The organism is Streptomyces sp. NBC_01276 (genome assembly GCF_041435355.1).
GTDB lineage: Bacteria > Actinomycetota > Actinomycetes > Streptomycetales > Streptomycetaceae > Streptomyces.
Map to the genome: position 1 here is coordinate 2,891,363 of NZ_CP108442.1, position 24,313 is coordinate 2,915,675.

A 24,313-nucleotide genomic window follows, 5' to 3' on the forward strand; every position below is an offset into this window, starting at 1 on the left:
TCCGGACCGGGTGCCACACCCCCGGGCCTACTCGGCGATCAGCCGGTCCCGCGAAGGTTCCAGGTCGTCAGCTCGCCTTCGACCAGGCCGTAGGTGCCCTCGTCGTAGCGGGTCGCGGTGACCTTCAGGACGGCGATCGGGGACTTCTCGTTCACGAGGCAGACGCTGTCGCCCTCGGCCACGGTCACCTCGGAGCGGGACTGCGTGGCCAGGAGGTCCTTGCAGCCCTGCGGCGTCGGCGCCGAGGCGTCCGTCCAGAGGGCGGCGGTGCCCTTGACCGTCATCGAACTGGATCCGCTGCGGGCGGCGGCCGGGCGGTAGCCGAAGGTGGAACCGTCGCCCCTGCGGGGCGGGTTCTGGGTCAGGTCGATGCCCTCCAGCCCGAGGACGATCTTGCCCGACCAGCGGACGGAGGCGGGGGCGCCCGCACCCGTACCCGCCCCCGTACCCGTGCCGCCCGCGGCCGGACTCGAAGCGGTCTGCGGCGCCGGGAGGGAGACCCCGGTGGGGGGCGCGACGGCCGCCGGGGCGGACGAGTTGCCGGAGAAGGCGGCGATGGCGCTCGCCACACCGGCGATGGCGCTCACCACGGCGGCCCCGGCCGCCCAGAGCTTGGCCCGCGAAGGCCCCGCGGGGGCCGGAAACGCCGGCGGCGAGGACGGCGGTTGCGTCGGATCCGACATGTTTCCCCCTGAGCTCCCTGAACGACCCCCGAGACGATAGCAATTGAAGGTCATGAGGAGGGCCGCGATAGGCCTCGATAGGCCGCGCTACGGCCGCCCGGGGCTCAGCGGGACGGCGGTGCGGGCGCCACGCCGGCGATCCCGCACCACGGGGCCGTGGACGGGGGCCAGACCGGGCCGATGGCCTCTGACTGGGCCGGGGCGGCCGGGCTGAGGCCCGGGACGCCGATCAGGGCGCGGGCCGTGCGGGCGTCGGGGGCGGGGGGTTCGCGGTCGCGGAACTCGACCGTGACGACGTACGAGCCCGTGCCCCGTGCCTCCACCGTCGCCACCACGCGGCGGCTCGCCGGGTCGACGCGGCAGGCGGTGACCCGTACGTCCGGCGGGGGCGGGGCGGCGGCGGGGCCGTCACCGCCGCTGGCCCATACGTAGAGGCCCAGTGGGGCGAACACCAGCAGGCCCGCCACTCCCACCAGGCCGACGAGCCAGCCCTGCCACTTCAACGCGCTCACGCCCATGGCACGATCCTCCTCGGCCCCCGCCCGGCCCACCAGCACCCGCGGGCTCACACAGCATTTCGAAGTGGGACCGCCTGGCCACCCGGCGTTCACCCGACCCGCCGCGGAATGTGGGTTTCCGCGAGCACGCTGCACCCGTGAGACGCATCCTGGGAATCGCTCTGGCGGTCCTCCTGATCGGCGGCGTGATCGCCGTCATCGTCATCGGGGGCCACGGGCCAGACCGCACGCCAACGAAGAGCGTGCGCGGCGTCATCGGGTCGGAGAAGTCCGAGTTCTTCCGCGACCCCGACGTCACCAAGGCCCTCGCGGCCAAGGGTTACACCGTCAGGACCGAAACATCTGGTTCCTGGGCCATGGACCAGCTCGCCCTCAAGGAGTACGACTTCGCCTTCCCCAGCAGCAGTGAGCCGGCACAGGAGATCGAGTCTGCGGCCGGAGTCAAGGGCGCGCAGACCACCAAGCCCTTCTTCTCCCCCCTCGTCGTGATCGCCCGCGCCAACGCGGCCAAGGTGCTCGCCGACAACGGGCTCGCGAGGATGTCGGGGAAGAACTCCGGCACCCTGCTGATGGGGCCCTACCTGAAGGCCGCCGAGGAGGACCGCAACTGGCAGCAGCTGACGGGGGCGAACGCCTTCGCCGAGCTGGCCGGACGGGTCTTCATCAAGACCACCGACCCCGCCACCTCCAATTCCGGCGCCCTGTTCATCGCCGCCACCTCCAACGTCGCCAACAACGGCACCGTCGTCTCCGACGACGCCGGGATCACCCGTACCGCGCCCCTGCTCCGCAAGCTGATCTCGGTCCAGGGAGCACTGGAGCCCAGCACCGACGACCCCTTCCGGGCGTTCATCAGCGGCAGCGGCGAACCGCTGATCCTCGCCTACGAGTCCCAGGTGGCCTCGCTCCTGATCCAGAAGCAGGCCACCGGGGAGGCCGCCAACATGGTCGTGCTGTACCCGGACACCACCGTCAACTCCCCGCACACCTTCGTACCGATCAGCGAGAAGGCCAAGGAGCTCGGCACCCTCCTCGCCACCGATCCGAAGCTGCGCGAGCTGGCCGTACGCCACGGCTTCCGCCCGCAGGAGGGCGTCGCCGAGTTCACCACCGCGACCGCGCCGTACCCGGGCTACCTCAATCCGGGGCTGACCGGGATCCGCCAGGTCGGCGCACCGACCGTCAAGGTCCTGATGGCGCTGGCCGCACGCGCCAAGGGGCAGGGGGACACGCCATGACACTGACACCGCCCGAGGACGCCCCGCTCGTCCTCACCGCACCGGAGCCCGTCGCCCCCGTCCGCCGGGAGCAGGCCTCCGGGCTGGTCCCGCTGGAGGACGGGGTACGGGAGGAGATGGACCGCCGGGCCGGGGAGTACGTCGGCCGCCTCGCCGCGATCGACGTCCGCTCCCCCGAGTTCGCCACCCGGATCGGCGAGATCGCCGCGCTGGGGTCGGCCGACATGCGCGACGCCGCGCAGCAGTCGAACCGGATGCTGGACCGGGCCGTGCGCTCGCTCGGCGCCGGGGGTGGCGACGCGCAGGGCCGGGTCGCCGGGTCGCTCGTCGAGCTGCGGCGCACCGTCGAGGACCTCGATCCGCGGGACGCGCCCGCCAAGGGGGCGCGCCGGCTGCTCGCGAAGCTGCCCGGCGGGAACCGGCTGCGCGACCACGTGGCCAAGTACGCCTCCTCGCAGGCCACCCTCAACCGGATCGTCGGCGCGCTGCGCGGCGGTCAGGACGAGCTGCGCCGCGACAACGCGGCCCTGCACACCGAGCGGGCCCGGCTGTGGGAGACCATGGGCAGGCTCCAGGAGCACGCGGTGCTCACGGAGGCGCTGGACGGCGCCGTCGAACAGCGGATCGCCGAGACGGAGCGGACGGATCCGCAGGGGGCGGACGCGATCCGCGCGGACGTGCTGTTCCCGGTGCGGCAGAAGCACCAGGACCTGCTGACGCAACTGGCGGTCTGCGCCCAGGGCTATCTGGCGATGGACGTGGTGCGGCGCAACAACGACGAGCTGATCAAGGGCGTCGACCGGGCCGCGACGACCACGGTGTCGGCGCTGCGGATCGCGGTGATGCTGGCCTCGGCCCTGGAGCACCAGCGCACGGTGGTCGAGCAGGTCAACGCGCTGAAGGGGACGACGGAGGAGCTGATCCGGGGGAACGCGGAGATGCTGGCCACCCGGAGCGGGGAGATCCAGCGGATCGCGGCGGACCCGGCGGTGGGGGCGGAGACGCTGCGGACGGCGTTCGCGCAGATCTACGAGACCCTCGACGCGATCGACTCCTTCAAGGTGCAGGCCACGGAGAACATGGCGGCGACGGTGGAGTCCCTGACGGGTGAGCTCCGGTCGGCTTCGGCCCACCTGGCCCGGACGCGGACCGCGGGCGCCCTGGAAGGCGGGGAGCGATGAGCCCGCGTACGGCGCGCACGCGCGCGCGGCTGATGGCGGCCGTGGCCCTGGCCGCGACGCTGCTGGGGGCGGCCGGCTGCACCTCCGACGGCCCGTCGGCGGCTTCCGGCGGTGCGGGTTCCGCGGGGTCCTCGGGGGCCGCGGGGTCTTCGGGCGGCGGGCCGAAGCAGCAGGAGTACAAGGAGGGCCGGCTGCGGGTGCTGGCCTCCAGCGAGCTCACCGACATGGAGCCGGTGCTGAAGGCGGCGAAGGCGGCGACCGGCGTCTCGGTCGACTTCACCTGGTCGGGGACGCTGGACGCGGCCGAGCAGGTGGCCTCCGGCACGGCGGACGGCAAGTACGACGCGATCTGGCTCTCGTCCAACGACTACCTGCGGCTGCGCCCGGAGGCGGCGTCGAAGCTGGCCAACGAGACGCCGGTGATGTCCTCGCCGGTGGCGGTCGGGGTGAAGCCGCAGGCGCTGGCCCGGCTGGGCTGGAAGCCGCAGGAGGTGACCTGGTCGGCGGTCGAGGAGGCCGTCGCCGCCGGGAAGCTGACGTACGGAATGACGGATCCGGTGCACTCCAACTCCGGTTTCTCCGCGCTGGTGTCGGTGGCCTCGGGCCTGTCGGGCGCGCAGTCGGCGCTGACCGACGCCGACGTGCGCACGGCACAGCCGCGGCTGCGGGAGTTCTTCAAGGGGCAGAAGCTGACCTCGGGTTCCTCGGGCTGGCTGGTGACGGCGTACGCGAAGCGCGACGACGTGGACGCGCTGGTCAACTACGAGTCGGTGCTGCTGTCGATGAACGACCGGGCGAAGGAACCGCTGACGGTGATCCGGCCGAAGGACGGGGTGGTGACGGCGCACTATCCGCTGACGCTGCTGACGTCGGCCCCGGCCGGCGCGCGGGAGTCGGGCCGGCTGCTGACGGAGTACCTGCGGGGCGACGCCGCGCAGAAGGCCATCACGGAGAAGACCTTCCGGCGGCCGGTGGCGGCCGGGGTGGCCCCGGCGGCCGGGCTGGACGGGGAGAGACGGCGCGAGCTGCCGTTCCCGGGCTCGCGGTCGGTGGCGGACGGCCTGCTGGCCTCGTACGAGAACGAGCTGCGCCGGCCGTCGCGCACGGTGTACGTGCTGGACACCTCGGGTTCCATGGCGGAGCAGGACCGGATCGGCCGGCTGAAGTCGGCGCTCACCGACCTTACGGGCAGCGGCGGTTCGGGGACGGGCGAGCGGTTCAGGGACCGCGAGGAGGTGACTCTGCTGCCCTTCGGTGACAAGGTGAAGCAGGTGCTGACGCACGTCGTCGAACCGGGGAACCCGGGGCCGGCCCTGGAGGCGATCCGGGGTGACGTGGGGTCCCTCCGACCGGAGGGGGGCACGGCCGTGTACGGGAGTCTGAAGGCCGCGTACCAGCACCTGGGGCAGGGGAACGCCGACGCGTTCACCTCGATCGTGCTCATGACGGACGGGCAGAGCGGGGACAGGGTGCAGGACTTCGACTCCTTCTACGCGGGGCTGCCGGAAGGGCAGAAGCACACTCCGGTCTTCGCGGTGCTGTTCGGGGACTCGGACCGCAAGGAGCTCACGCACATCACGGAGCTGACCGGCGGCCGCCTCTTCGACGCCACCGACGGGAACGGTTCGCTGGACGGGGCCTTCGAGGAGATCCGTGGATACCAGTAGGGCGTCCGGCGGCGCGTCGGCCGGGGCCCGGGTGCTCCGGTACCTGGAGTCGGGCAAGAACCTGGCGGGCGGCGTCGGCGGGCTCGTCGGTCTGGGGCTGACGCTGGCCGGGGTGGCGGGCGCGTACTGGCCCGTGGTGGTCGCGGGCCTGTACGCGGCGGGCGCCCTGATCGCCCCGCCGGCGCGGATCGACACCCCGTACTTCCCGGATCCGGCCGAGCAGTTGGGCGTCGTACGGGAGGACCTGGGCCGGCTGCGGGAGTACGTGGCGGAGGTGGAGCTGCCGCCGGCCGCCGAGGGCAAGCTGAGCGAGCTGCTGGACCTGTACGCGGCGCTGCTCGATCCGGGCTGGGTGGCGGACGTGCTGGCCACGGAGCCGGAGGCGGTGCACAGGCTGTCGCGGGCGATCCGGCTGGACGTGCCGGAGTGCGTGGACACGTACAACCGGACCCGCTGGTGGACCCGGCTGACGCCGGGCGGGGAATCTCCGGAGCGGCACCTGGAGCGGCAGCTGTCGGTGCTGTTCGAGGAGGCGGAACGCGTGACGGCGGGCCTCCACGATGTGGAAGCCCGCCGTCAGCAGACGCACACGACCTATTTGGAAGGTCGCAGGGAGCCCTAGGTCGGGGAATCCCGCGTCGGTCCTCGGCCGGGGACAGCCGGCCTCGGTTCTTGGGGGGGGTGGGGCCGGGGACTAGCCCAGGCGCTCGACGAGCGCGTGGTACTGGTCCCACAGCTCCTTGGGGGTGTGGTCGCCGTAGGTGTTCAGGTGCTCGGGGACCAGGGCGGCCTCCTCGCGCCAGACCTCCTTGTCGACCGTGAGGAGGAAGTCCAGGTCCTCGGCCGGGAGGTCGAGGCCGTCCAGGTCGAGGGAGTCCTTGGTCGGCAGGACGCCGATGGGGGTCTCCACGCCCTCGGCGGTGCCGTCGAGGCGGCCGACGATCCACTTCAGGACGCGGCTGTTCTCGCCGAAGCCGGGCCACACGAACTTGCCCGCGTCGTTCTTGCGGAACCAGTTCACGTAGTAGATCTTCGGGAGCTTGGCCTGGTCCTTGTCGGCCGCGACCTTGACCCAGTGGGCCATGTAGTCGCCCATGTTGTAGCCGCAGAAGGGCAGCATGGCGAAGGGGTCGCGGCGCAGTTCGCCGACCTTGCCCTCGGCGGCGGCGGTCTTCTCGGAGGCGATGTTCGAGCCGATGAAGACGCCGTGGTTCCAGTCGAAGGACTCGGTGACCAGCGGGACGGCGGAGGCGCGACGGCCGCCGAAGAGGATCGCGGAGATCGGGACGCCCTTGGGGTCCTCCCACTCGGGGGCGATCGTCGGGCACTGCGACGCCGGGACGGCGAAGCGGGCGTTGGGGTGCGCGGCCGGGGTCCCGGACTCCGGGGTCCAGGCGTTGCCCTTCCAGTCGATGAGGTGCGCGGGCGCCTCTTCGGTCATGCCCTCCCACCAGACGTCGGAGCCGTCGGGGGTGAGCGCGACGTTGGTGAAGACGGTGTTGGCGTACATGGTCTTCATGGCGTTGGCGTTGGTGTGCTCGCCGGTGCCGGGGGCGACGCCGAAGAAGCCGGCCTCGGGGTTGATCGCGTAGAGGCGGCCGTCCTCGCCGAAGCGCATCCAGGCGATGTCGTCGCCGATGGTCTCGACCGTCCAGCCGGGGATGGTCGGCTCCAGCATGGCGAGGTTGGTCTTGCCGCAGGCGGACGGGAACGCGGCCGCGACGTACTTCGCCTCGCCCTCGCCCTGCGGCGGGGTGAGCTTGAGGACCAGCATGTGCTCGGCGAGCCAGCCCTCGTCACGCGCCATGACGGAGGCGATGCGCAGCGCGTAGCACTTCTTGCCGAGCAGGGCGTTGCCGCCGTAGCCGGAGCCGAAGGACCAGATCTCGCGGGTCTCGGGGAAGTGCGAGATGTACTTGGTCGTGTTGCACGGCCACGGCACGTCTTCCTGGCCCTCGGCGAGCGGGGCGCCGAGGGTGTGGACGGCCTTGACGAAGAAGCCGTCGGTGCCGAGCTCGTCGAGGACGGCCTTGCCCATGCGGGTCATGGTGCGCATGGCGACCGCGACGTAGGCGGAGTCGGTGATCTCGACGCCGATCGCGGAGAGCTCGGAGCCGAGGGGGCCCATGCAGAAGGGCACGACGTACATCGTGCGGCCCTTCATGGAGCCGCGGAATATGCCCTGCTCGCCCGAGAAGATCTCCTTCATCTCGGAAGGAGCCTTCCAGTGGTTCGTGGGGCCCGCGTCCTCCGCCTTCTCGGAGCAGATGAAGGTCCGGTCCTCGACGCGCGCTACGTCGGAGGGGTCGGAGGCGGCGTAGTAGGAGTTCGGGCGCTTGGCCTCGTCCAGCTTCTTGAACGTTCCCTTGGAGACGAGCTCCTCGCACAGGCGCTCGTACTCGGCCTCGGAGCCGTCGCACCAGACGACGCGGTCCGGCTGGGTGAGGGCTGCGATCTCGTCCACCCAGGAGGCGAGCTCTGCATGCTCGGTGGGGAGTGTCGAACCGGAAGTGGGAGCCGCGTTGTCGCGCGCCACGATTGCTCCTTGTTGAGGGGTTTGTTTGGTGTATGCCCCGTGGGGGCTGCGACCCGGATGCTTCGCGCTCCGCTCATCCGGTGCCGACCGCACTCATCTGATCATCCGGTGGATGTGCGCATATGTCCAGAGGGCCTCTCACGTGAGCATTGCCACGTCCGTCAATCTTCCGTAAAGAGCGCTACCGGGAACCTACGGACCCGTAGGTAGCATGTCGGTCATGACTTCTGACGCCGCCGCCGTAGCGGCCTCACCGGCAGCGCCGGGGGTGGAGACCGAGGCCAAGCCCCTGATGCGGGGCTGGCTGCACACCGGAATGTTCCCCGCCGTGGTGGTCGCGGGCCTGGTGCTGATGGCCTTCACCGACTCCACCCGGGCCCGCGTGGCCTGCGGAGTGTACGTGCTCACCGCCTGCCTGCTCTTCGGCGTCAGCGCCGTCTACCACCGCGGTACGTGGGGGCCGCGCGGCGAAGCGATCCTGCGCCGCCTCGACCACGCCAACATCTTCCTGATCATCGCGGGCACCTACACCCCGCTCACCGTCCTGCTCCTGCCGGACTCCACCGGGCGGACCCTGCTGTGGGCGGTGTGGCTCGCGGCGGCGGCCGGGATCGCCTTCCGCGTCTTCTGGGTCGGCGCGCCGCGCTGGCTCTACACCCCCTGCTACATCGCGATGGGCTGGGCCGCGGTCTTCTTCCTGCCCGACTTCCTGCGCACCGGCGGCATCGCGGTCCTGGTGCTGGTGATCGTGGGCGGCCTGCTCTACAGCGTGGGCGGCGTGATCTACGGCATCAAGCGGCCCAACCCCTCCCCGCGGTTCTTCGGTTTCCACGAGGTCTTCCACTCCCTGACGCTGGCGGCCTTCGTGGCCCACTACGTCGGCATCTCCCTGGCCGCCTACTCGCACCGGGGCTGACGGCGGGCCGGGGGCGACGCCGCCCCCGGCGCTGCGGGTCAGCGCGGCGGCCGGCGCTGCGGGTCAGCGCAGGAGGTCGCGGGCCAGGGCGGTCAGTACGGCCCGGGTCTTCGTCTCGCCCGTCCGCGGCGGGGTGAGGCCGCGGTCGCGCAGGCCGTCCCCGAGCAGGTCCTGGACCCGGGGCGCGTCGGCGACGTCCGCGCGGACCGACACCTCCAGGAACCGCAGTCCGCCGTCGGTGGTCCACTCCTCGATCGCCACGGATCCGGGCAGCCCGTCCCAGTCCTGCTTCCACTTGACGGCGTGCACCGGGCCCAGCGCCGTCAGGGCGTCGAGGTCCTCCCCGTCCGCGTCGGCCGCCTCCAGCAGTTCCAGTTGCGGCTTGGTGACCAGATCGCCGAGGGAGCCCCGTTCGGTGTCGAGGGCCTCGTCGAACTCCCGGTCGGCCTCCAGCGAGGCCGCCAGGACAGGGCCGAAATCGGGCCCGGCCCGGTCCTCCTCGATCCGGTACTCCCAGTGCTCCTCCTCGCGCTCCTCCTGCCAGTGCTGCGGCAGCGGGGTGCACGGGCGCAGTTTGACGGTCAGGTCCGCCTTGTGTTTGGACCCCGGCCCGGCCTCGTCCCGGCGCAGGCGCAGGACGAGCCCCCGGTCCAGCAGGGGCAGCGCGATCGCGCCGCCTGCCGACTCCACCGGCCGGTCCCAGAAGTGGACGGCCCGCGAGCGGCCCTCCTCGCGGTCGAGCTCCAGCGCGTCGAACGCCGTCCCGGCCTCCGCTCCGACGAAGCTGATCTTGATTTCTGCGGCCGTGGCCGTCGGGAGCTGCTTCATGGTGCCGTTATCGCACGGCGGACCGGGACCCGCATTCCGGGCGACGGGGCCGGCCCCGTCCCCGTACCGGGCCGGTACGGGGGCGGGGGCGGGGCGGGGCCGGGACCGGGACCGGCGGAGGAGCCTGCTAGCAGGCGTGACCGTCGCCGTCGGGGTCCAGGCGCAGCGGGTCGCTGCCGTTGACCTTCATCCGCCGGGGGAACAGGTGGGAGGCCAGCCAGTCGCAGCGCGCCCGGGTGGTCTTCTCGACCTCCGCCGGGAAGTTCGCCGGGACGCACAGGCTCGCCGTGCCGTAGTGGCGGTCGCAGCCGGCCACGGTCGGGGGGACCGGGGCGGCGTCGCGCTGCTGCGGGTTGGGCTTCGGGGCGGCCAGTTCGTTCGCGAAGGAGTGTTCGTGGGCGGTCGGTTGGCTGCCCTGTGCGGCCGCGAGCGCCGGGGCTCCGCCGAGGTGGACCCAGGTGGCGACCGAGGGGACTCCGTTCGCGTCGACGCCGAAGAGCATGTACCAGCCGGGCGGCGCCAGGTTGGGGTTGCTGGTGACGTTGAGGTCGATGGTGGTGTTGTTGACGACGGTCATGGGGAGGTCCACGAACCGCTGGTTGGGGTCGGAGGAGTGGGTGACGGCCGCCGGGCGGATCAGTTCCGCCTTGGCGATCGGCCGGTCCACGGTGATCCGCTGCGTGTCGCCGTAGACCCACTCGGTGTCGATCACCGAGGTGAGCCGGGGGCGCGGGCCCTTGAAGAGGTACGGCGGGGTGTAGATCGACACCGCGTGGTTGTACGTGCCGTTGCCCGGGTTGTCCCCGACCGACATGACCCGGCCGTCGGGCAGCAGGAAGGCGCCCGAGTGGTAGGTGCGCGGGATCGGGTCGGTGGCCAGGCCCGGCTGGTAGGTGTTGTTCGCCGGGTCGAAGAAGGAGGCCTCGAAGACCGGGTCGGCCCGGTCGTGCAGCCCGCCGCCGGTCTCCAGGACCTTGCCGTCCGGCAGCAGCACCGCGGACACGTACATCTTGCCCTCGGCGCCGGTCTGCGGGCGCTTGCCGGCGCCCGCGTCGACGAGGCCCTGCGGGAGGTCGGGGCCCGCGGTGTATCCGGGGCTCGGCTTCTTGAGGTCGATGATGTCGGTGAGACGGTTCGCGGGCGGGTTGCTCTCGTTGTTGCCGCCGCCGATGGTGAGCACCCGCTGGTCCTGGGCCGGGGGCAGCAGCACGCTCGCCGACTCGTCGCGCGCGTCCTTCCCTCGCAGTCCGGGCACGTCCGTGACGGTGTTGGCGTCGTAGTCGTAGATCGAGGAGCCGGATCCGGCCGTGCCGTTGCCGAAGGTGTGGCTGCCGGAGTAGAAGAGCCGGCCGTCCTGCATGAGGATCATCGAGGGGTACAGGCCCCAGTACGACCAGGTCTGGTTGACCTGGTTCATCGGCAGCCACCTGCCCTGTGCCGCCGAGAACTTCTCCGCCGTGACGTTGCCGGTGGAGTCCTCCTTCAGACCGCCGAAGGAGATCACGTCGCCGTTGCCGAGGATCGTGGCGGACGGGTACCAGTGGCCGCCGTTCATGTCGTTGGTCTTCGTGTACGTCTCGGTCGCCGGGTCGAAGACGTACGAGTCCTTCAGCCCCTGGTATCCGATCTTGCCGTCGGCCGACGGGTAGCCCTTGTTGCCGCTCATCACCAGCACCCGGCCGTCCGCCAGTTGCACGTGGCCGGAGCAGAACATGTCCACCGGCGTCGGGATCGTCCTGACCGAGCCGGCCACCGGGTCGTACACGGCGGAGGTGAAGGTCCCGGCGTTGAACTGGGATATGTCGTTGCCCGATCCCGCGATCAGCAGCACCTTGCCGTTCCTGAGGACCACGGCGTGCATCGAGCGGACCGGGTTCTGGGCGGCCATCACCTCCCACTTGCCCTTGGCGCACTGGTCGGGCGTGCCCGTGCAGGCGGGCTGGGGCGGGACGGCCCCGACCTCCTCCACCGCGTAGTCGTCGGTGGTGACGGTGCCGACGCCGTAGACCGACAGCCCCCAGGTGATCTTGTCGGTGTTCGGCGGGACGGTGGGCGTACGGACCTCCGTGCGCGCCCAGGCGGCGCTGACCGGCGGGTTCTGCAGGTCGGTCCAGTACTGCCAGCCGGCGGTGGTGTCGTGGCGGAAGACGGTCACGGAGACGTCGGGGGTGTTCGACTTGTACCAGGCGGACAGGTCGTACTGCCTGCCCGGTGTGACGGTGGGGGCGCAGGTGGCGTTCTCGGTGACCAGGGCCTTGCGGTCGCCGTCGACGCGGCGGGTGAGGGAGACCTTCATGGCCTTGGTGCCGCCGTGCGCGTCGGCGACGGTGGCGAAGGTGAAGTCGTTGTCGCCCCAGCCGGACTTCTCCCAGCAGGAGGGCATGTCGGCGCCGGCCGGTCCGGCGGTCTCGAAACCGGGGTTGGTGAGCAGGTTGGGCGGTCCGGCCGTGGCCTGCTGCGGTGCGGTGAGCAGCAGGCCGGCGGTCATCGCCCCGACGGCGAGGAGGGCGGCCCGGCGCCCTGACCTCCGTCGGATCTTCCTCTGCATGCGGGGTGTCCTTTCGGTGCGGCTCAACTCCCGGGTGGGGCCGCCGCACGGGGTTTGCGCGGCAGGTAGACGAGGGCTTCGGTGGCGGCGAAGCGCAGGACGAAGGTGGTCACGAGCGCGAGGGCCGTCGCGGGCAGGACGCCGAGGCCGAGCCGGGCGACGAACAGCGCGATGAGCGGGATCCGCAGGAGCAGATCGGCGTTGGCGAGGAGGGCGAAACGGCCGATCCGGTCCGCCCAGTGACGGTGGCGGCGGCGGTCGCGGAAGAGCAGGGTCTCGATGAGGAGGAAGTTCCACAGCACCCCGGCCTGGTTGGCGAGGACCTCGGCGGCCAGGTACTGCACCCCGGCGTGGGTCAGGAGCCACAGGGCCAGCAGGTTCGGGGCGAAGCCGGAGAGGCCGATCAGGCCGAAGCCGACCATCCGGGCGAGCGGGCTCGCGGAGCGCAGGGCGGCCAGGTGCGCGAGGAAGCGGATCCCTTCGCGGGCACCGGACTTGGACTCCCCGGCGAAGCGGTCCTGGAAGACGAAGGGGACCTCGGCGGTCTTCGCGGGGCGGCAGCGGACGGCCAGTTCCAGCAGGATCTTGTAGCCGAGGGGCTTGAGGGCGTCGGCGCTCACCGCGGAGCGGCGCATCGCGAAGAAGCCGCTCATCGGGTCGCTGATCCCGCCCAGGGCGCGCGGGAAGAGGCCCTTGGCCAGCCAGGTCGCACCGCGCGAGACGGCGACGCGGTAGCTCCCGGCGAGGCCCGCCCGGCTGCCGCCGGCGACGTAGCGGGAGGCGACGACCAGATCGGCGCCGGTGCGGGTGCCCTCGCCGAGCAGTTCGGGGACGAGGTGGGGAGGGTGCTGGAGGTCGGCGTCCATGACGACGATCCACTCGGAGCCGGCCCGCTTGACGCCCTCGACGACGGCCCCGCCGAGGCCGCCCTCGGCGACCTGCCGGTGCAGGACCGCCACCGGGAAGGGGCAGTCCGCGGCGGCCTTCTCGATCACGGCCGGTGTGTCATCGGTGGAGTCGTCGACGAAGAGCACCTCGCAGGGCGGGCCGACGGGCAGCGAGGTGCGGAGTCTGCTCAGCAACTCCCCCACGTTCGCCGCCTCGTTGAAGGTCGGGATGATCACTGTGACGCTGCCGGGGGCGGGTGCCCGCCCCGCGGCGGCCTCCGGCGCGTCCAGGGCGCGCGGGGGCCACAGGTCCTCGCTCATGGTGGTTCAGCTCCCACTCTCGCGGTCGGTGCGGCGGATCTCGACACGGTCCTCGCCCGTACCGAAGACGGCGACCGCGGTCGAATGCTCCAGTGCAGCCTTCACGTTGGGCAGGTCCGCCGCATCACGACGCACGGTGGGCGAGGAGACGACGTAGTCGATGTCCCGCCATCCGCGCGGCAGGGTCTTGGTGACGGCCGGGTCGAGGTCCGCCTTGTAGAACCAGATGGCGCCCGTTCCGGGTGCAAAACCGTGGTGAACAGCGTCGAGCCAGAGGGCGTCGTCCACGAGGACGCGGGTGTTCGCCGGTTCGGCGACCGTGCCGAGCCAGGCGGCGGCCTGCCGGTAGGGGGCGTTCGCGTCGACGGTGAGGGCGGTGCGGTTGCCGTCGTACCAGCGCGGCAGGACGTAGACGGCGGCGGAGGCGGCGAGGGCGACGGTCAGCGCCCAGCGCGCGCACACCAGGGCGCGGCGCTCCCCCGGGGTGCGGCGGCGGCGCAGGACGGCGTGGGTGACGCTGGCCGCCGCCGCGGCGAGGACCAGGGCGAGGAAGGGCAGGGCCTGGATGACGTACATGGCGGGCAGGTAGCCGGAGGGCCGCAGTGCGACGAGCGCGAGGATCACGGCGGCCAGGGCCGGTCCGGCCAGGGCCCGTGCGGTGACCGACCAGCGGGTGGTGGCCAGCAGCAGGACGGCGCCGGCGAGCCCGCCGAGCGGCAGGACGGTGTCGTAGTAGAGCCAGGACCGGAACACGCCGTACGAGCCGGAGCCGGGGTCGAGGATGAACCCGGAGCCGGGGCGGCCCATCTGGTAGGTGATGCCGTCGATCAGGGAGACGTGTCCGGCGCCGGGTAGCAGTTCGCCGTTGAGCAGGGCGTACAGCGGGTACGAGAGCCCGATCAGGGCACAGGCGGTGACGGCTCCGGTGACGGCGAACTTGCGGGTGTCGCGGTGGCTGTGGCGCCACATCGTCACCAGCAGCGCCGGGAGCACCACCAGCATCGTCTCCTTGGTCAGGACGGCGGTGGCGGCGGCCAGACCCGAGCCGAAGTGGTGCCAGAGGTGGCGGCTGGGGGACGCGGCGAGGCAGAAGGCCAGCAGCATCCACATCACGGCGAGGTTGTCGAGGAAGATCTCCCGCTGGAGCACGACGGAGAGCGGGGAGAGCCCGAAGAGGGCCATCGCGAGCCCGGCCGCCCAGCGCGGCAGCCAGAGCCGGCGGGCGAGCACGTAGATCAGCACCGAGCTGGCACCGGAGACGGCGAGCATCGAGAACCGCATCGGCGCGACCGTCATCCAGTCGGGCACGAAGAGGGAGGGCAGGTACGTCAGCCCGGCCACCTGGATCCAGCCGAGCGGCGGGTGGTCGTACCAGTAGGTGTAGTGGGCGAGGCCCTTGCCCTGCTGGACGGCCCAGGCCTGGGCGAGGTACGTGCCCTCGTCGTCGCTCAGGGTCGGGAAGTGGGTGATGTTCCAGCCCTGGACGAGGAGGATCGCCAGCAGCAGGGTGGCGCAGAGCAGCAGGTCGGGGCGGGAGGAGCGGAAGCGGACCAGGGGCCGGGCGGGCGCGGGAGGGCGGACGCCGAGGCCGCCGCCGGGGCCGGTGCCGGGACCGCCGGGGCGGCGCTGGGCGGGGACTCTGGGCTCGATGGCGGTGGTGGAGGCGGAGGTTGCGGTGGAGGTTGCGGTGGCGGTCGCGTTCGCGTTCGCGATGGCGGTCGCGGCGCCCGTGCCGGCCCGGGGGCGGACGGGCAGGGTGGCGGAGGCTTCACCGGCGGAGGCTTCGCCGGGTCCGGGCTGAGGCTGGGGATCAGTGGCCGTGGGCAGGGTGGCGGTCACCGGTGGCTGTCCTCTCGGATCGCGGTGGAAGCGGTGGAGGCCGTCGCCCCGGTCAGGTGGGCGCCGGTGTGGCTGGTCAGTTCCCACTCGTTGCGGCCGCGCTGCTCGCGCCAGACCGCCCGGATCGCGGCGCCCGCCAGCATCACCTGGTAGAAGGGGCCGCCGACGACGAGCTTGACGTAGTGCACGAAACGGACCCGCAGGCCGTACTGGCGGCCGAAGTCGTGGAGGCCGACGATCTCGAACACGAAGGTCACCAGCGCGGTGATCATGGGCAGGAAGGTGATGATCGCGATGCCGACCGGCACGTCGAGGAAGACCGCGACGGCGAAGTTCACCGGGATGATCACCCCGGAGGCCGCCTGCATGAAGGGGGTCATCAGCGTGTAGCGGGCCAGCCAGCGCTGGCCGCGGCCCGGCAGCTGCCGCCAGTCCTTCTTCCGGTAGACCTGGAGGAAGCCCTGGTTCCAGCGGGTCCGCTGCTTGAGCAGGCTCATCAGCGAGCCCGGCGTCTCCTCGCGGGTGACCATGTCGGAGTCGTAGGCGACGACCACCTTCTTGCCGACGGAGGAGAGCCGCACGCCCAGGTCACAGTCCTCGGCGAGGCAGTTCTGGTCCCAGCCGCCCGCCTCGCGCAGCACCTCGGTGCGCACGAAGACGGTGTTGCCCCCGAGCGGGATGAAGCCCTTCTCGGCGTGCAGGTGGAGCCGGGAGCGGAACCAGAAGAAGTACTCCAGGCAGTTGCGCAGGCTGTACCAGCTGGAGTGGAAGTTGATCAGCTGTACGCCGCCCTGCACCACGTCCGCCCCGGTGGCCCGGAAGGCGTGGTCGACGTGGGCGAGGAGCTCCGGGTGGACCTGGTCCTCGGCGTCGAAGACGCCCACGATGTCGCCCCGGCAGTGCGGGAGCGCGGTGTTGAGGGCCTTCGGCTTGTTCTTCGCCTCGTGGTGGTCGGTGACGACGCGGACCCGTTCGGGCGCGCGGGCGGCGGCGCGTTCGGCGACGGCCGCCGTCTCGGGGTCGTCGTGGCCGACGATCACGATGATCTCGTAGTCGGTGTGGCTCGATTCGAGGAGCCGGTCGATCGTGTGCTCCAGGACGGCCTGCTCGTGGCGGGCGGGCAGGAGCAGCGAGAAGGCCAGCCGGCCGCCGCCGTCGGGGCGGTCGAACCGGGTCGACGCGAGCGTCTCCGGCGTGCGCCACGCGTGCATCTGCCACCACAGGGTGAAGGCGGCCATCCAGAAGAGCGCCAGCGAAATGGCAGCAATGAACACAGAAGTGTACAAACTGTCCCCCACAGACATGCCGCAACCCCAGGCGGCGATCGAAAACCCCCCGGAGGCGGATCACGGGCCCCCCGGCCCGGCGCCTCCGCTTCCCCCTCGTGCGCACCCCCCAGTGCGCGGCTCGGCGAATCCCGAAGCCATGAGATTAGGCAGGGAACGTGAAGCGGAGGCGCCGCCCAGATAAAAACCACGTTTCGGAGTTGATGTACAACAACCGGAATTGACGGTACTCCGGGTACTTCAGGGACGAACCGCGCCCAACTGGTCCGCCAAATCGACCAGTTCGGTCGTAGGACGCGCGCAGACGAAGTGCCGGCACACGTACGCCGTCGGAAGGTCGCGAACAAGTGTGCGCTCGGCCAGAAGGGGGAACTCCCCGCCGCTCCCGTCCGCCGCACGCGGCAGACCCACCGCCACCACCGCCCCGGGAGCCGTCCCCAGCAACGCGGTCCGGTGCAGCGCGGCCCGCGCCGGATCGTCCGGATGCCCGACGACGGCCACCTCGCGCGGCCCGTCCACGAGCGCCTCCGCCACCGCCAGGCCGTGCCCGATGAAGCGCGGGGCGCGCGGCCCGAGGGCGTGCACCACGCCCAGCGCCCGCTCGGCCGCCGTGCGGTGGGGCTGCGAACCGGTGTGCGCGGCGTACGAGAGCAGCGCGCCGGCGGCGGCCGTCCAGCCGGAGGGGGCGGCCGTGTCGGTGGGGTCCTGCGGCCGCCTGATCAGCCGCTCGGCGTCATGCGCGGTGTCGTAGAGCGAGCCGTCCTCGGCGGCGAAGCGGGCCATCACCAGGTCCACGAGGAAGCCGGCGAACTCCAGCCACACCCCCTCACCGGTGACGGAGGCCAGCACCAGGAAGCCCTCGGCGACGTCGCCGTAGTCCTCCAGCACCCCGGCGTTGGGACCGACCCGGCCGTCACGGCTGGTGCGGGCCAGGCGGGCGGAACCGTCCATGTGGACCCGTACGAGCAGGTCGGCGGCCTCGGTGGCCCGCTCGACCAGGTCCGGGCGCTCGAAGTACGCCCCGCACTCGGCGAGCGCCGCGATGGCCAGCCCGTTCCAGGCGGCGACGACCTTGTCGTCCCGGCCGGGCGCGGGGCGCCGCGCCCGGGAGGCGAGCAGCCGCTCCTTGATCCCGGCGAGGCGCTCCGCGTCGAGGGCGGGGCCGTCCTGGGGCAGCTGCAGCACCGAGGCGCCGTGCTCGAAGGTGCCCTCCCGCGTCACCCCGAAGTACGCCTGCGCCAGGGCCCCGTCGTCCTCGCCGAGCACCTCGGCGAACTGCGCCGGCGTCCACGCGTAGTAGGCCCCCTCTACGTGCTTCCCGCTGACCGGGTCCTCGCTGTCCGCGTCGAGGGCGGAGGCGAATCCGCCCTGCTCGGTGCGCAGTTCGCGGACCATGAAGTCGGCGGTCTCCAGCGCGACCCGCCGCGCGAGGTCCGATCCGGTGGCCCGCCAGAGGTGGGCGTACACGCGGCAGAGCAGCGCGTTGTCGTAGAGCATCTTCTCGAAGTGGGGCACCACCCACTCCCGGTCCACGGAGTACCGGGCGAACCCGCCGCCCAGCTGGTCGTAGATCCCGCCCCGGGCCATCGCCTCGCAGGTGTCGACGGCCATCTGGAGGGCGCCCTCGGAGCCGGTGCGGGCGTGGTGGCGCAGGAGGAACTCCAGCACCATGGACGGCGGGAACTTCGGCGCGCCGCCGAAGCCCCCGCGCACGGCGTCGTACTCCCGCGTCAGCCCGAGCAGCGCCCCGGCCAGCTCCTCGGGACCGGGCACGCCGGCCTTGCCGTAGTCCAACTGCCGCCCGGCCAGGTCCCGTACGATCCGCTGCGCGACCTCGGCGACCTCCTCGGGCCTGCCGACCCAGGCGGTCCGCACGCCTTCGAGCACCTGCGTGAAGGAGGGCATCCCGTGGCGGGGCTCGGGCGGGAAGTAGGTGCCGAAGTAGAAGGGCTCGGCGTCCGGCGTCAGGAACACGGTCATGGGCCAGCCGCCCTGCCCGGTCGCGGCCTGCACGGCCTCCATGTAGACGGCGTCGATGTCGGGCCGCTCCTCGCGGTCCACCTTGACGTTGACGAAGTGCTCGTTCATGAAGGCGGCGGCGGCGTCGTCCTCGAAGGACTCATGCGCCATGACATGGCACCAATGACACGCAGAGTATCCAACCGAAAGCAGAACGGGCACATTGCGCCGTTCAGCCTCCTCGAACGCCTCGGGTCCCCACGGCCACCAGTCGACCGGATTATCAGCGTGCTGAAGCAGATAAGGCGAGGTCATGCCAGCCAACCGGTTCATGCGACCCAGCCTCTCACAACGCCCGGCGCGACCGGCGAAACCCCTCACGGACCCGCCTCACTTGGCCGAATCGCAGTCGTGAGCCATCACGCGGTGGGCGGCTCCCTCCCCTCCATGTCGGGCGGCCGCGCATCTCGGAACAGTAGGCTGGGCGAAGCAGCGCCGGACCTGCCGAGGCTCCTCGAAGGAGGTACACCATGACCGCCGAGATGGTGGCGCCCGCGTGGATGCACGCACAGATCAGCGCGGAACAGTACGACTCCTGGTCCGAGGAGCAGTGCGCCGGCATCGAGATCGTGGACGGGATGGTCGCCGTGAGTCCGAGCGCCTCCAAACGGCACAACCGGCTGGCGCGAGTCCTGGCCAATGCCCTGGACGCCGCCGCGGGCCCGGACTGGAACGCGGACACGGACTTCGACGTTCGCCTGCAGGACGTTCCGCTCACCAACCGCCGCCCGGACGTCATCGTCTACCGGGCGGAGACCATCGACCTCACGCCTACCCGACCCGAGCACGTACTCCTGGTCGTCGAGGTCGTGTCGCCCGGCTCGGAAACCACTGACCGGATTGTGAAGGTAGACCAGTACGCCAAGGCCGGCATCCCCTTCTACTGGCGGGTCGAGCAGGCCGCCACCGGCGTCCCGATCGTCTACACCTACATCCTCGATCCCGCCACCAGGGCGTACCGAGACGGCGAAATGTTCACCGGCACGGTCAAGGCCACCGCGCCCTTCTCCCTCACGGTCGATCTCGGGGTCATGTAAGGACGGAGAGGTTCTCGCTTCGACATCCGGCCGATAGCACTCGGACAGTCGTTGTTCGCGGGCGATCGCAACACTCACCCACCTCCGAGCCAGATGCGCCACGGTTCCGCAGTCAGCTGCCCCGATTGGTGCGATCTTCCGTCTATCTGACCTTGATCGGTTTCTGGCCGGGCACCGCTGAACGATCACTTACGGGCCGGCATGGGAAAGCCCCCTTCTCGAAGGCCGTCGTCAAAGCGCACGCCGTCAGCTACGCCGACCACCTGATCGACGTCCCGCCCCTCCTCGAACAGTTCGCCTTCCTGCTGGTCAAGGATCAGACGAACAAGATCGCTGGAATCATCACCGTCGCGGCCCTCGCCGCCGAATACGGGGCCACGGCACGGCCGTTCCTCCTCATCGGCGATCTCGACCGGCAGCTGCGTCGGGTCATCTCGCGGGAGCTGGACCTGACAGAGGTGATCGCTCTTTGCGACCCGGACGGACGACGCAAGCTCACCTCCTGCGACCACTGGGGTACGGCGACTACCAGACGGTGCTGAGCAATCAGCAGCAGTGGGACCGGCTGGGCTGGCCGCTCGACCGTAAGGCCTTCGCGGCCCACCTCAACGGACTGCGCGAGATCCGCAACATGGTCGACCTGCTCCGTCAGTACGGAAGGTGAGTACGGGCGAGCCATGGCCCGGCGGCGCCGAGGACCAGCAGCGCCCAAGACCAGGAGTGCCGAGGGCCGGCGCTCGTCGGCCTCCGGGCCGACGAGCTGTACCGGCGTACTGTTCCCGCCCTCTACGAACCACACTCCGTGGATCCCGCGGCACCACGCCTACGGTGCACGCGGACAGCGCACGACCTGCGTCCCGGCCGACGCACATCCTGCGCCCCTTATCACCGAGACCGGCAGGCATCGCGACGGGTCGAAGCTCTGCGGTAGACGCGTGATCGTCAGAGAGACATGACGCACCTGGACTGCTCGGTCTGCGAGTTCACTGGCACCGGGTGGCAGCTCGAATACCCCACGCCGAGCAGCACCGGCACCCCCCGCTCCCGTGCCTCGGCGAAGGCCTCCGGGGACCAGGGCCACCAGTCGACGGGATTGTCCGCGTGCTGGAGGAGGTAGGGAGAGGTCTCGTTCGCGGGGCGGTTCGGCATGCGCCCGGCCGGCCGCACCGCCCGGCACCTGACATCAGCGCAGCAGCGGCGCCAGGCCGTCGGTCCAGGTGGCGCGGGTGGTGGGCCAGTCCGGGGTGCAGGTGTGGGCTCGGGGGGCCAGGTCGGGGTGGCGGGCCGGGGCGGCGAGGAGGGCGGCGCACAGGGTTGCGATCGGCAGGGCGGGCGTCCGGCGTCGGGGCATGCGTCGAGCGTAGGCGGGCCAACGGCGGGGCCGGGGCGTACATATATGCACGCGGAAGACCGAAGAGGCGTCAACTCCCTCTGATCTAGCTCAGATTCCCTCGCGCTCACGATGGTCCCGCCGCACACTTGGCGCACGTTGCACGGAACGCTCCGAGGAGGACGCCGATGCGGGACAGCCATCGTGTCGAGGCCGAGCGGCTGCTGGTGCGGGCCGTCGAGGAGGAGGTCCGGCGGGCGGATGCCCCGGTCGGCCGGGAGGCCCTGCTGGCGCGCGGACGGGAGGCCCTGGACGGGCTCGCCGCGGCGGCGGCCGAGGAGTACGGGGCGTACGTGGCGGCCCTGGACGAGGCCGCGGCCGGGGAGGAGTCGCTCGGCGAGGCGTTCCGGCGCGGGAACACCTCGACGGCCCTGCTGGTGACGGCGGTGGCGGCCGCCGCCGCGGCCGGGGCGGACCTGGCCTTCGGCGTCTCCGCCGGTACGGCGCTCAGCGCGGGCGTCGTCGTCGGCGTCGCGGGGGCGGCGGCGACGGTGGCGAAGGTGACCGCCGTGCACCTGCCCGCCGCGAACCGCCGCGCCGGGGCCGCGGGACGCCCCGGCGGGCCGGAGCAGCTGCGGCTCCAGTGGCTGACGGCGCTGGAGGTGCGGGGGATACGGCCCTTCCTGGAGCAGCAGCGTGCGGTGCGCACCCCGCCGCGCGGCATCCGCAACGGTGCGGCGGCCGGGGGCGGGGGTGCCGGGGCGGGGGCCGGGGCGGCGCAGCCGCTGCGCGGGGCGGACCGCAGTGCGGAGGCCCGCAGGCGCAGCATGCTGGAGCAGTCGTTCGCGCAGCTGCCGGATGCCGGGGACCTGTTCACGGGCCGGCGGGCGGAGCTGACCCGGATCGCCCAGTGGGTGCAGGCCGCCCGGGCCAGCACCGAGACGCGTCCCGTCGTGGTGGTGCTGCACGGCGAGCCGGGGGTGGGCCGTACCGCGCTGGCGCTGCGGGCGGCGCACGCGCTGCGCGACCAGTTCCGCGGGGCCTGCCTGGTCGACCTGCGCGGTGGTTCGGCTCCCGGTGAGCCCCCGCTGTCGACGCGGGAGGCGCTGCTGCACCTGCTGAACCGGCTGGGTGCCCCGCGCGAGCAGCTCCTCTTCCGGGAGGGGGCCACGGCGGAGCAGCAGGTGCGCCGGCTCGGCGAGCTGTACCACCAGCACCTCCAGGGGTTCCCGGTGACGGTGGTGCTGGACGACGCGGTGGACGTGGCGCAGGTGCGGGCCGTGGTGCCGGAGCGGACCGAGAGCCTGGTGCTGGTGACGGCCCGGGAGCCGCTGGAGCTGCCGGACGACCTGCAGGCGTGGGTGCACCAGCTGCCGGTGGTGCGGCTGGCCGGTGCGGAGGCGGCCGAGGTGCTGGCCGCCGGGGCGCGGGCGGCGGCCGGGGCGGCGCCGGCCGCCGGGGCCGCTGCGGGGCTGCTGGAGCTCGGCGCGGGGCTGCCGCTGGCGCTGCGGGTGCTGGCGCCGCTGGGCTCGGCGCGGGCCTCGGACGCGGGGGACGGCTCGCTGGAACACGCCCTGGACCTGGCGTACGTACGCCTACCTGAGGACCGGCGCCGGCTGCTGCGGCGGCTGCCGCTGGCCGGGCGGGCCTCGCTGGGCGCCGCCGCGGCGGCGGCGCTGACGGGCGCGGACCGGGCGGAGGCCGGGCGGCTGCTGCGCGAGCTGGCCGGGGCCGGGTTGCTGGACCTCGTGCGCGGGGAGCGGTACCGGATGCACGACGCGGTACGGGCGTACGCGGCCGCGCGGCTGGCGGCGGACGAGGACCGGGCGGAGGCGGCGGCCGCGCACGAGCGGCTGGTGCGTGACTACGCGCAGCTCGCGGACTCGGTGATCCGGATGGTCGACGGGAAGATGTCGACGCGCGCGAACCACTTCGGCGGGCACGGCTTCGCCTCGCTCGACGCGGCGCTGCGGTGGCTGGACGAGGAGTCGAGCTTCATCACGGCGGCGCTGCGGCATTCGGAGGGGGTGGACCAGCAGGCGGTGCTGGACCTGCTGGGGGCGCTGTGCGACTTCTGTCTGCTGCGCGGGGACCTGTACCGGCTCGGTGAGATCAACGAGCTGACGCGGGCGGTGGACCAGGGGCGGCTGAACCGTTCGGTGCAGTGGCGCACGGGCATCGCGGCGCGCCAGCTCGGTGAGCTGGACAAGTCGCGTACGACGCTGACCTCGCTGGTGGACCAGTACAAGGAGGCGGAGCAGGAGGCGGGGGCGGGCATGGCCCTGGTCTCGCTCGGCATCACGCTGCACCACCAGGGGAACCTGCCGGAGGCGGCGGCGCGGATCCGCGAGGCGCTGGCGCTCCAGCAGGCGCCGGAGCTGGCGGGCGACCGGGCGTGGGGGCTGCACGCGCTGGCGGCGGTGGAGCGGGACCGGGCGCGGCTGGCGGAGGCGCTGGAGCTGCTGGAGGAGTCGCTGACGCTGCACCGGGAGAGCGAGAGCGTGCACGGTGAGGCGTGGGCGCACTTCCAGCTGGGGCAGGTCCACCTGCGGCTGGGAGACGTGGCGGAGGCGGAGGCGGAGCTCGGGCTGGCGCTGGAGCTGTACGGGCGCACGCGGGACGACCGCGGCCAGGCGTGGGCGCTGACGCAGCTGGGCCGGGCCCGGGTGGTGGACGGTGATCCGGAGCCGGCGCTGGAGCGGCTGCGGGACGCGCTGGCGCGGCACCGGCTGGCGGAGGACGCCCGCGGTGAGGCGTGGACGCTGTACTACCTGGGGCAGGCGCTGGAGGAGGGCGGGGAGCGGGACCGGGCGGTGCGGGAGCTGGAGCGGGCGCGGACGATGTTCTCGCGGATGCGGGACGTGTACGGGCTGGCGCACGCCCGCTACCAGTCGGGGCGGGTCACGCGTGACCAGCGGGCGGCGCAGACGGGGAACCTGCGCAATTCGGGTTTCGCCCGTCAGTTGCTGGTGGACGCGCGGGCGGATTTCCGGCGGATCGGGCTGGCCCACGGGGAGGGGTGGACCTGTCTGGAGCTCGCGGTGATCGACGCGGGGAACGGGCGGGTGCCGCAGGCGGTGGGTCTGTGCGAGGAGGCGGCCGGGCTGTTCGTCTCGTACGGGGACCGGCGGGGCGAGGACTGGGCGCGGTTCCTGCGCTGCACGCTCCTGCCGTACGTGGTGCCGGCCGCCGTGGAGGAGGCGGGGGCCGAGCTGGCCCGGCTGGCGGCCGCTGCGCATCCGCTGCGGGACGCGCGGCTGGCGGACTGCCTGGAGACGTACGCGGTGGTCCTGGAGCGGGGTGTGGACGCGGCGGAGGGCTGGCAGGCGTGGCGTCTGGGCATGGTCCCGGACCTGCGGGCGCGGGAGGTCATGGGCGTGCCGGCGCCGGCCCGCGCGTCGGAGTGACGGCGGGGGCGCCCGGCGCTCCCGCCCGTGCGGAGGCCGCCCCGCCGACGTGCGGGCGGGACGGCGTACGCG

Annotated in this window: 19 protein-coding genes and 1 pseudogene; 9 read left to right on the top strand and 11 right to left on the bottom strand. The window is 72.4% G+C overall.

Annotation, left to right across the window (positions count from 1 at the left end; all coding sequences use genetic code 11):
• Positions 1-38 precede the first annotated feature (38 nt).
• A complete protein-coding gene (locus OG295_RS12375; protein WP_371676929.1) occupies positions 39-683 on the bottom strand; it encodes a hypothetical protein in 645 nt (214 codons plus the stop codon).
• Between the two features lie 104 nt (positions 684-787).
• Entirely contained in the window at positions 788-1,195 is a 408-nt protein-coding gene (locus OG295_RS12380) for a hypothetical protein (RefSeq protein WP_371676930.1), read from the bottom strand.
• Positions 1,196-1,338: 143 nt separating this feature from the next.
• Here OG295_RS12380 and OG295_RS12385 point away from each other — a divergent pair, with 143 nt between their 5' ends.
• From OG295_RS12385 to OG295_RS12400, 4 genes are read left to right on the top strand one after another with little or no spacing between them, the layout of a single operon-like run.
• Positions 1,339-2,439 carry a hypothetical protein gene (locus OG295_RS12385; RefSeq protein WP_371676931.1) on the top strand — a complete coding sequence of 367 codons (1,101 nt, stop codon included), beginning with the start codon at positions 1,339-1,341 and terminating at the stop codon, positions 2,437-2,439.
• On the top strand, positions 2,436-3,620 hold the full coding sequence (locus OG295_RS12390) for a toxic anion resistance protein (RefSeq protein WP_371676932.1): 1,185 nt from the start codon (positions 2,436-2,438) through the stop codon (positions 3,618-3,620). Before OG295_RS12385 ends, OG295_RS12390 begins: the two co-directional genes overlap by 4 nt.
• Complete coding sequence (locus OG295_RS12395) at positions 3,617-5,287, top strand: substrate-binding domain-containing protein (RefSeq protein ID WP_371676933.1); 1,671 nt, start codon at positions 3,617-3,619, stop codon at positions 5,285-5,287. Before OG295_RS12390 ends, OG295_RS12395 begins: the two co-directional genes overlap by 4 nt.
• The gene (locus tag OG295_RS12400) at positions 5,274-5,909 is read left to right on the top strand and encodes a hypothetical protein (RefSeq protein ID WP_371676934.1); all 636 of its coding nucleotides are present in this window, start codon (positions 5,274-5,276) and stop codon (positions 5,907-5,909) included. The genes OG295_RS12395 and OG295_RS12400 overlap by 14 nt, the downstream gene beginning before the upstream one ends.
• 72 nt (positions 5,910-5,981) lie before the next feature.
• On the opposite strand, the gene OG295_RS12405 is transcribed toward OG295_RS12400, so the two are convergent.
• Positions 5,982-7,823: a phosphoenolpyruvate carboxykinase (GTP) gene (locus OG295_RS12405; RefSeq protein ID WP_371676935.1), complete on the bottom strand. Its 1,842-nt coding sequence runs from the start codon at positions 7,821-7,823 to the stop codon at positions 5,982-5,984.
• Between the two features lie 220 nt (positions 7,824-8,043).
• On the opposite strand from OG295_RS12405, the gene OG295_RS12410 reads away from it, so the two are divergent.
• Positions 8,044-8,739: a hemolysin III family protein gene (locus OG295_RS12410; protein WP_371676936.1), complete on the top strand. Its 696-nt coding sequence runs from the start codon at positions 8,044-8,046 to the stop codon at positions 8,737-8,739.
• A gap of 63 nt (positions 8,740-8,802) precedes the next feature.
• On the opposite strand, the gene OG295_RS12415 is transcribed toward OG295_RS12410, so the two are convergent.
• The 6 genes from OG295_RS12415 to OG295_RS12440 all read right to left on the bottom strand — a co-directional run bounded on the left by OG295_RS12415 (position 8,803) and on the right by OG295_RS12440 (position 18,740).
• Positions 8,803-9,567 (bottom strand): hypothetical protein, encoded by a 765-nt coding sequence (locus OG295_RS12415; protein ID WP_371676937.1) that lies wholly within the window; start codon positions 9,565-9,567, stop codon positions 8,803-8,805.
• A 127-nt stretch (positions 9,568-9,694) separates the two neighbouring features.
• A complete protein-coding gene (locus OG295_RS12420) occupies positions 9,695-12,115 on the bottom strand; it encodes a galactose oxidase-like domain-containing protein (protein WP_371676938.1) in 2,421 nt (806 codons plus the stop codon).
• Positions 12,116-12,138: 23 nt separating this feature from the next.
• Positions 12,139-13,323, bottom strand: a complete 1,185-nt coding sequence (locus tag OG295_RS12425) for a glycosyltransferase (RefSeq protein WP_371676939.1) — start codon at positions 13,321-13,323, stop codon at positions 12,139-12,141.
• Between the two features lie 6 nt (positions 13,324-13,329).
• On the bottom strand, positions 13,330-14,973 hold the full coding sequence (locus OG295_RS12430) for an ArnT family glycosyltransferase (RefSeq protein ID WP_371681173.1): 1,644 nt from the start codon (positions 14,971-14,973) through the stop codon (positions 13,330-13,332).
• A 185-nt stretch (positions 14,974-15,158) separates the two neighbouring features.
• Entirely contained in the window at positions 15,159-16,448 is a 1,290-nt protein-coding gene (locus tag OG295_RS12435; RefSeq protein ID WP_371676940.1) for a glycosyltransferase, read from the bottom strand.
• Positions 16,449-16,688: 240 nt separating this feature from the next.
• Positions 16,689-18,740 carry a thioredoxin domain-containing protein gene (locus OG295_RS12440; protein WP_371676941.1) on the bottom strand — a complete coding sequence of 684 codons (2,052 nt, stop codon included), beginning with the start codon at positions 18,738-18,740 and terminating at the stop codon, positions 16,689-16,691.
• Between the two features lie 197 nt (positions 18,741-18,937).
• On the opposite strand from OG295_RS12440, the gene OG295_RS12445 reads away from it, so the two are divergent.
• The 3 genes from OG295_RS12445 (at position 18,938) to OG295_RS12455 (ending at position 20,168) form a co-directional block, all read left to right on the top strand.
• Positions 18,938-19,504 carry a Uma2 family endonuclease gene (locus OG295_RS12445; protein WP_371676942.1) on the top strand — a complete coding sequence of 189 codons (567 nt, stop codon included), beginning with the start codon at positions 18,938-18,940 and terminating at the stop codon, positions 19,502-19,504.
• 128 nt (positions 19,505-19,632) lie between these two features.
• Positions 19,633-20,046 carry a hypothetical protein gene (locus OG295_RS12450; protein WP_371676943.1) on the top strand — a complete coding sequence of 138 codons (414 nt, stop codon included), beginning with the start codon at positions 19,633-19,635 and terminating at the stop codon, positions 20,044-20,046.
• Positions 20,040-20,168 carry a hypothetical protein gene (locus tag OG295_RS12455; RefSeq protein ID WP_371676944.1) on the top strand — a complete coding sequence of 43 codons (129 nt, stop codon included), beginning with the start codon at positions 20,040-20,042 and terminating at the stop codon, positions 20,166-20,168. The genes OG295_RS12450 and OG295_RS12455 overlap by 7 nt, the downstream gene beginning before the upstream one ends.
• Positions 20,169-20,500: 332 nt before the next feature.
• On the opposite strand, the pseudogene OG295_RS12460 reads toward OG295_RS12455, so the two are convergent.
• A pseudogene (locus OG295_RS12460) lies at positions 20,501-20,653 on the bottom strand (DUF255 domain-containing protein); the annotation flags it as partial.
• A gap of 34 nt (positions 20,654-20,687) precedes the next feature.
• Entirely contained in the window at positions 20,688-20,855 is a 168-nt protein-coding gene (locus OG295_RS12465; protein ID WP_371676945.1) for a hypothetical protein, read from the bottom strand.
• A gap of 167 nt (positions 20,856-21,022) precedes the next feature.
• On the opposite strand from OG295_RS12465, the gene OG295_RS12470 reads away from it, so the two are divergent.
• Positions 21,023-24,241, top strand: a complete 3,219-nt coding sequence (locus OG295_RS12470; RefSeq protein WP_371676946.1) for a tetratricopeptide repeat protein — start codon at positions 21,023-21,025, stop codon at positions 24,239-24,241.
• The last annotated feature ends 72 nt before the right edge of the window (positions 24,242-24,313 follow it).

Coding starts and splice junctions, on each gene's coding strand:
- OG295_RS12415 (WP_371676937.1), bottom strand. CDS start 9,567: ATGAAGCAGCTCCCGACGGCCACGGCCGCAGAAATCAAGATCAGCTTC.
- OG295_RS12390 (WP_371676932.1), top strand. CDS start 2,436: ATGACACTGACACCGCCCGAGGACGCCCCGCTCGTCCTCACCGCACCG.
- OG295_RS12410 (WP_371676936.1), top strand. CDS start 8,044: ATGACTTCTGACGCCGCCGCCGTAGCGGCCTCACCGGCAGCGCCGGGG.
- OG295_RS12375 (WP_371676929.1), bottom strand. CDS start 683: ATGTCGGATCCGACGCAACCGCCGTCCTCGCCGCCGGCGTTTCCGGCC.
- OG295_RS12425 (WP_371676939.1), bottom strand. CDS start 13,323: ATGAGCGAGGACCTGTGGCCCCCGCGCGCCCTGGACGCGCCGGAGGCC.
- OG295_RS12470 (WP_371676946.1), top strand. CDS start 21,023: ATGCGGGACAGCCATCGTGTCGAGGCCGAGCGGCTGCTGGTGCGGGCC.
- OG295_RS12445 (WP_371676942.1), top strand. CDS start 18,938: ATGACCGCCGAGATGGTGGCGCCCGCGTGGATGCACGCACAGATCAGC.
- OG295_RS12465 (WP_371676945.1), bottom strand. CDS start 20,855: ATGCCCCGACGCCGGACGCCCGCCCTGCCGATCGCAACCCTGTGCGCC.
- OG295_RS12440 (WP_371676941.1), bottom strand. CDS start 18,740: ATGAACCGGTTGGCTGGCATGACCTCGCCTTATCTGCTTCAGCACGCT.
- OG295_RS12395 (WP_371676933.1), top strand. CDS start 3,617: ATGAGCCCGCGTACGGCGCGCACGCGCGCGCGGCTGATGGCGGCCGTG.
- OG295_RS12420 (WP_371676938.1), bottom strand. CDS start 12,115: ATGCAGAGGAAGATCCGACGGAGGTCAGGGCGCCGGGCCGCCCTCCTC.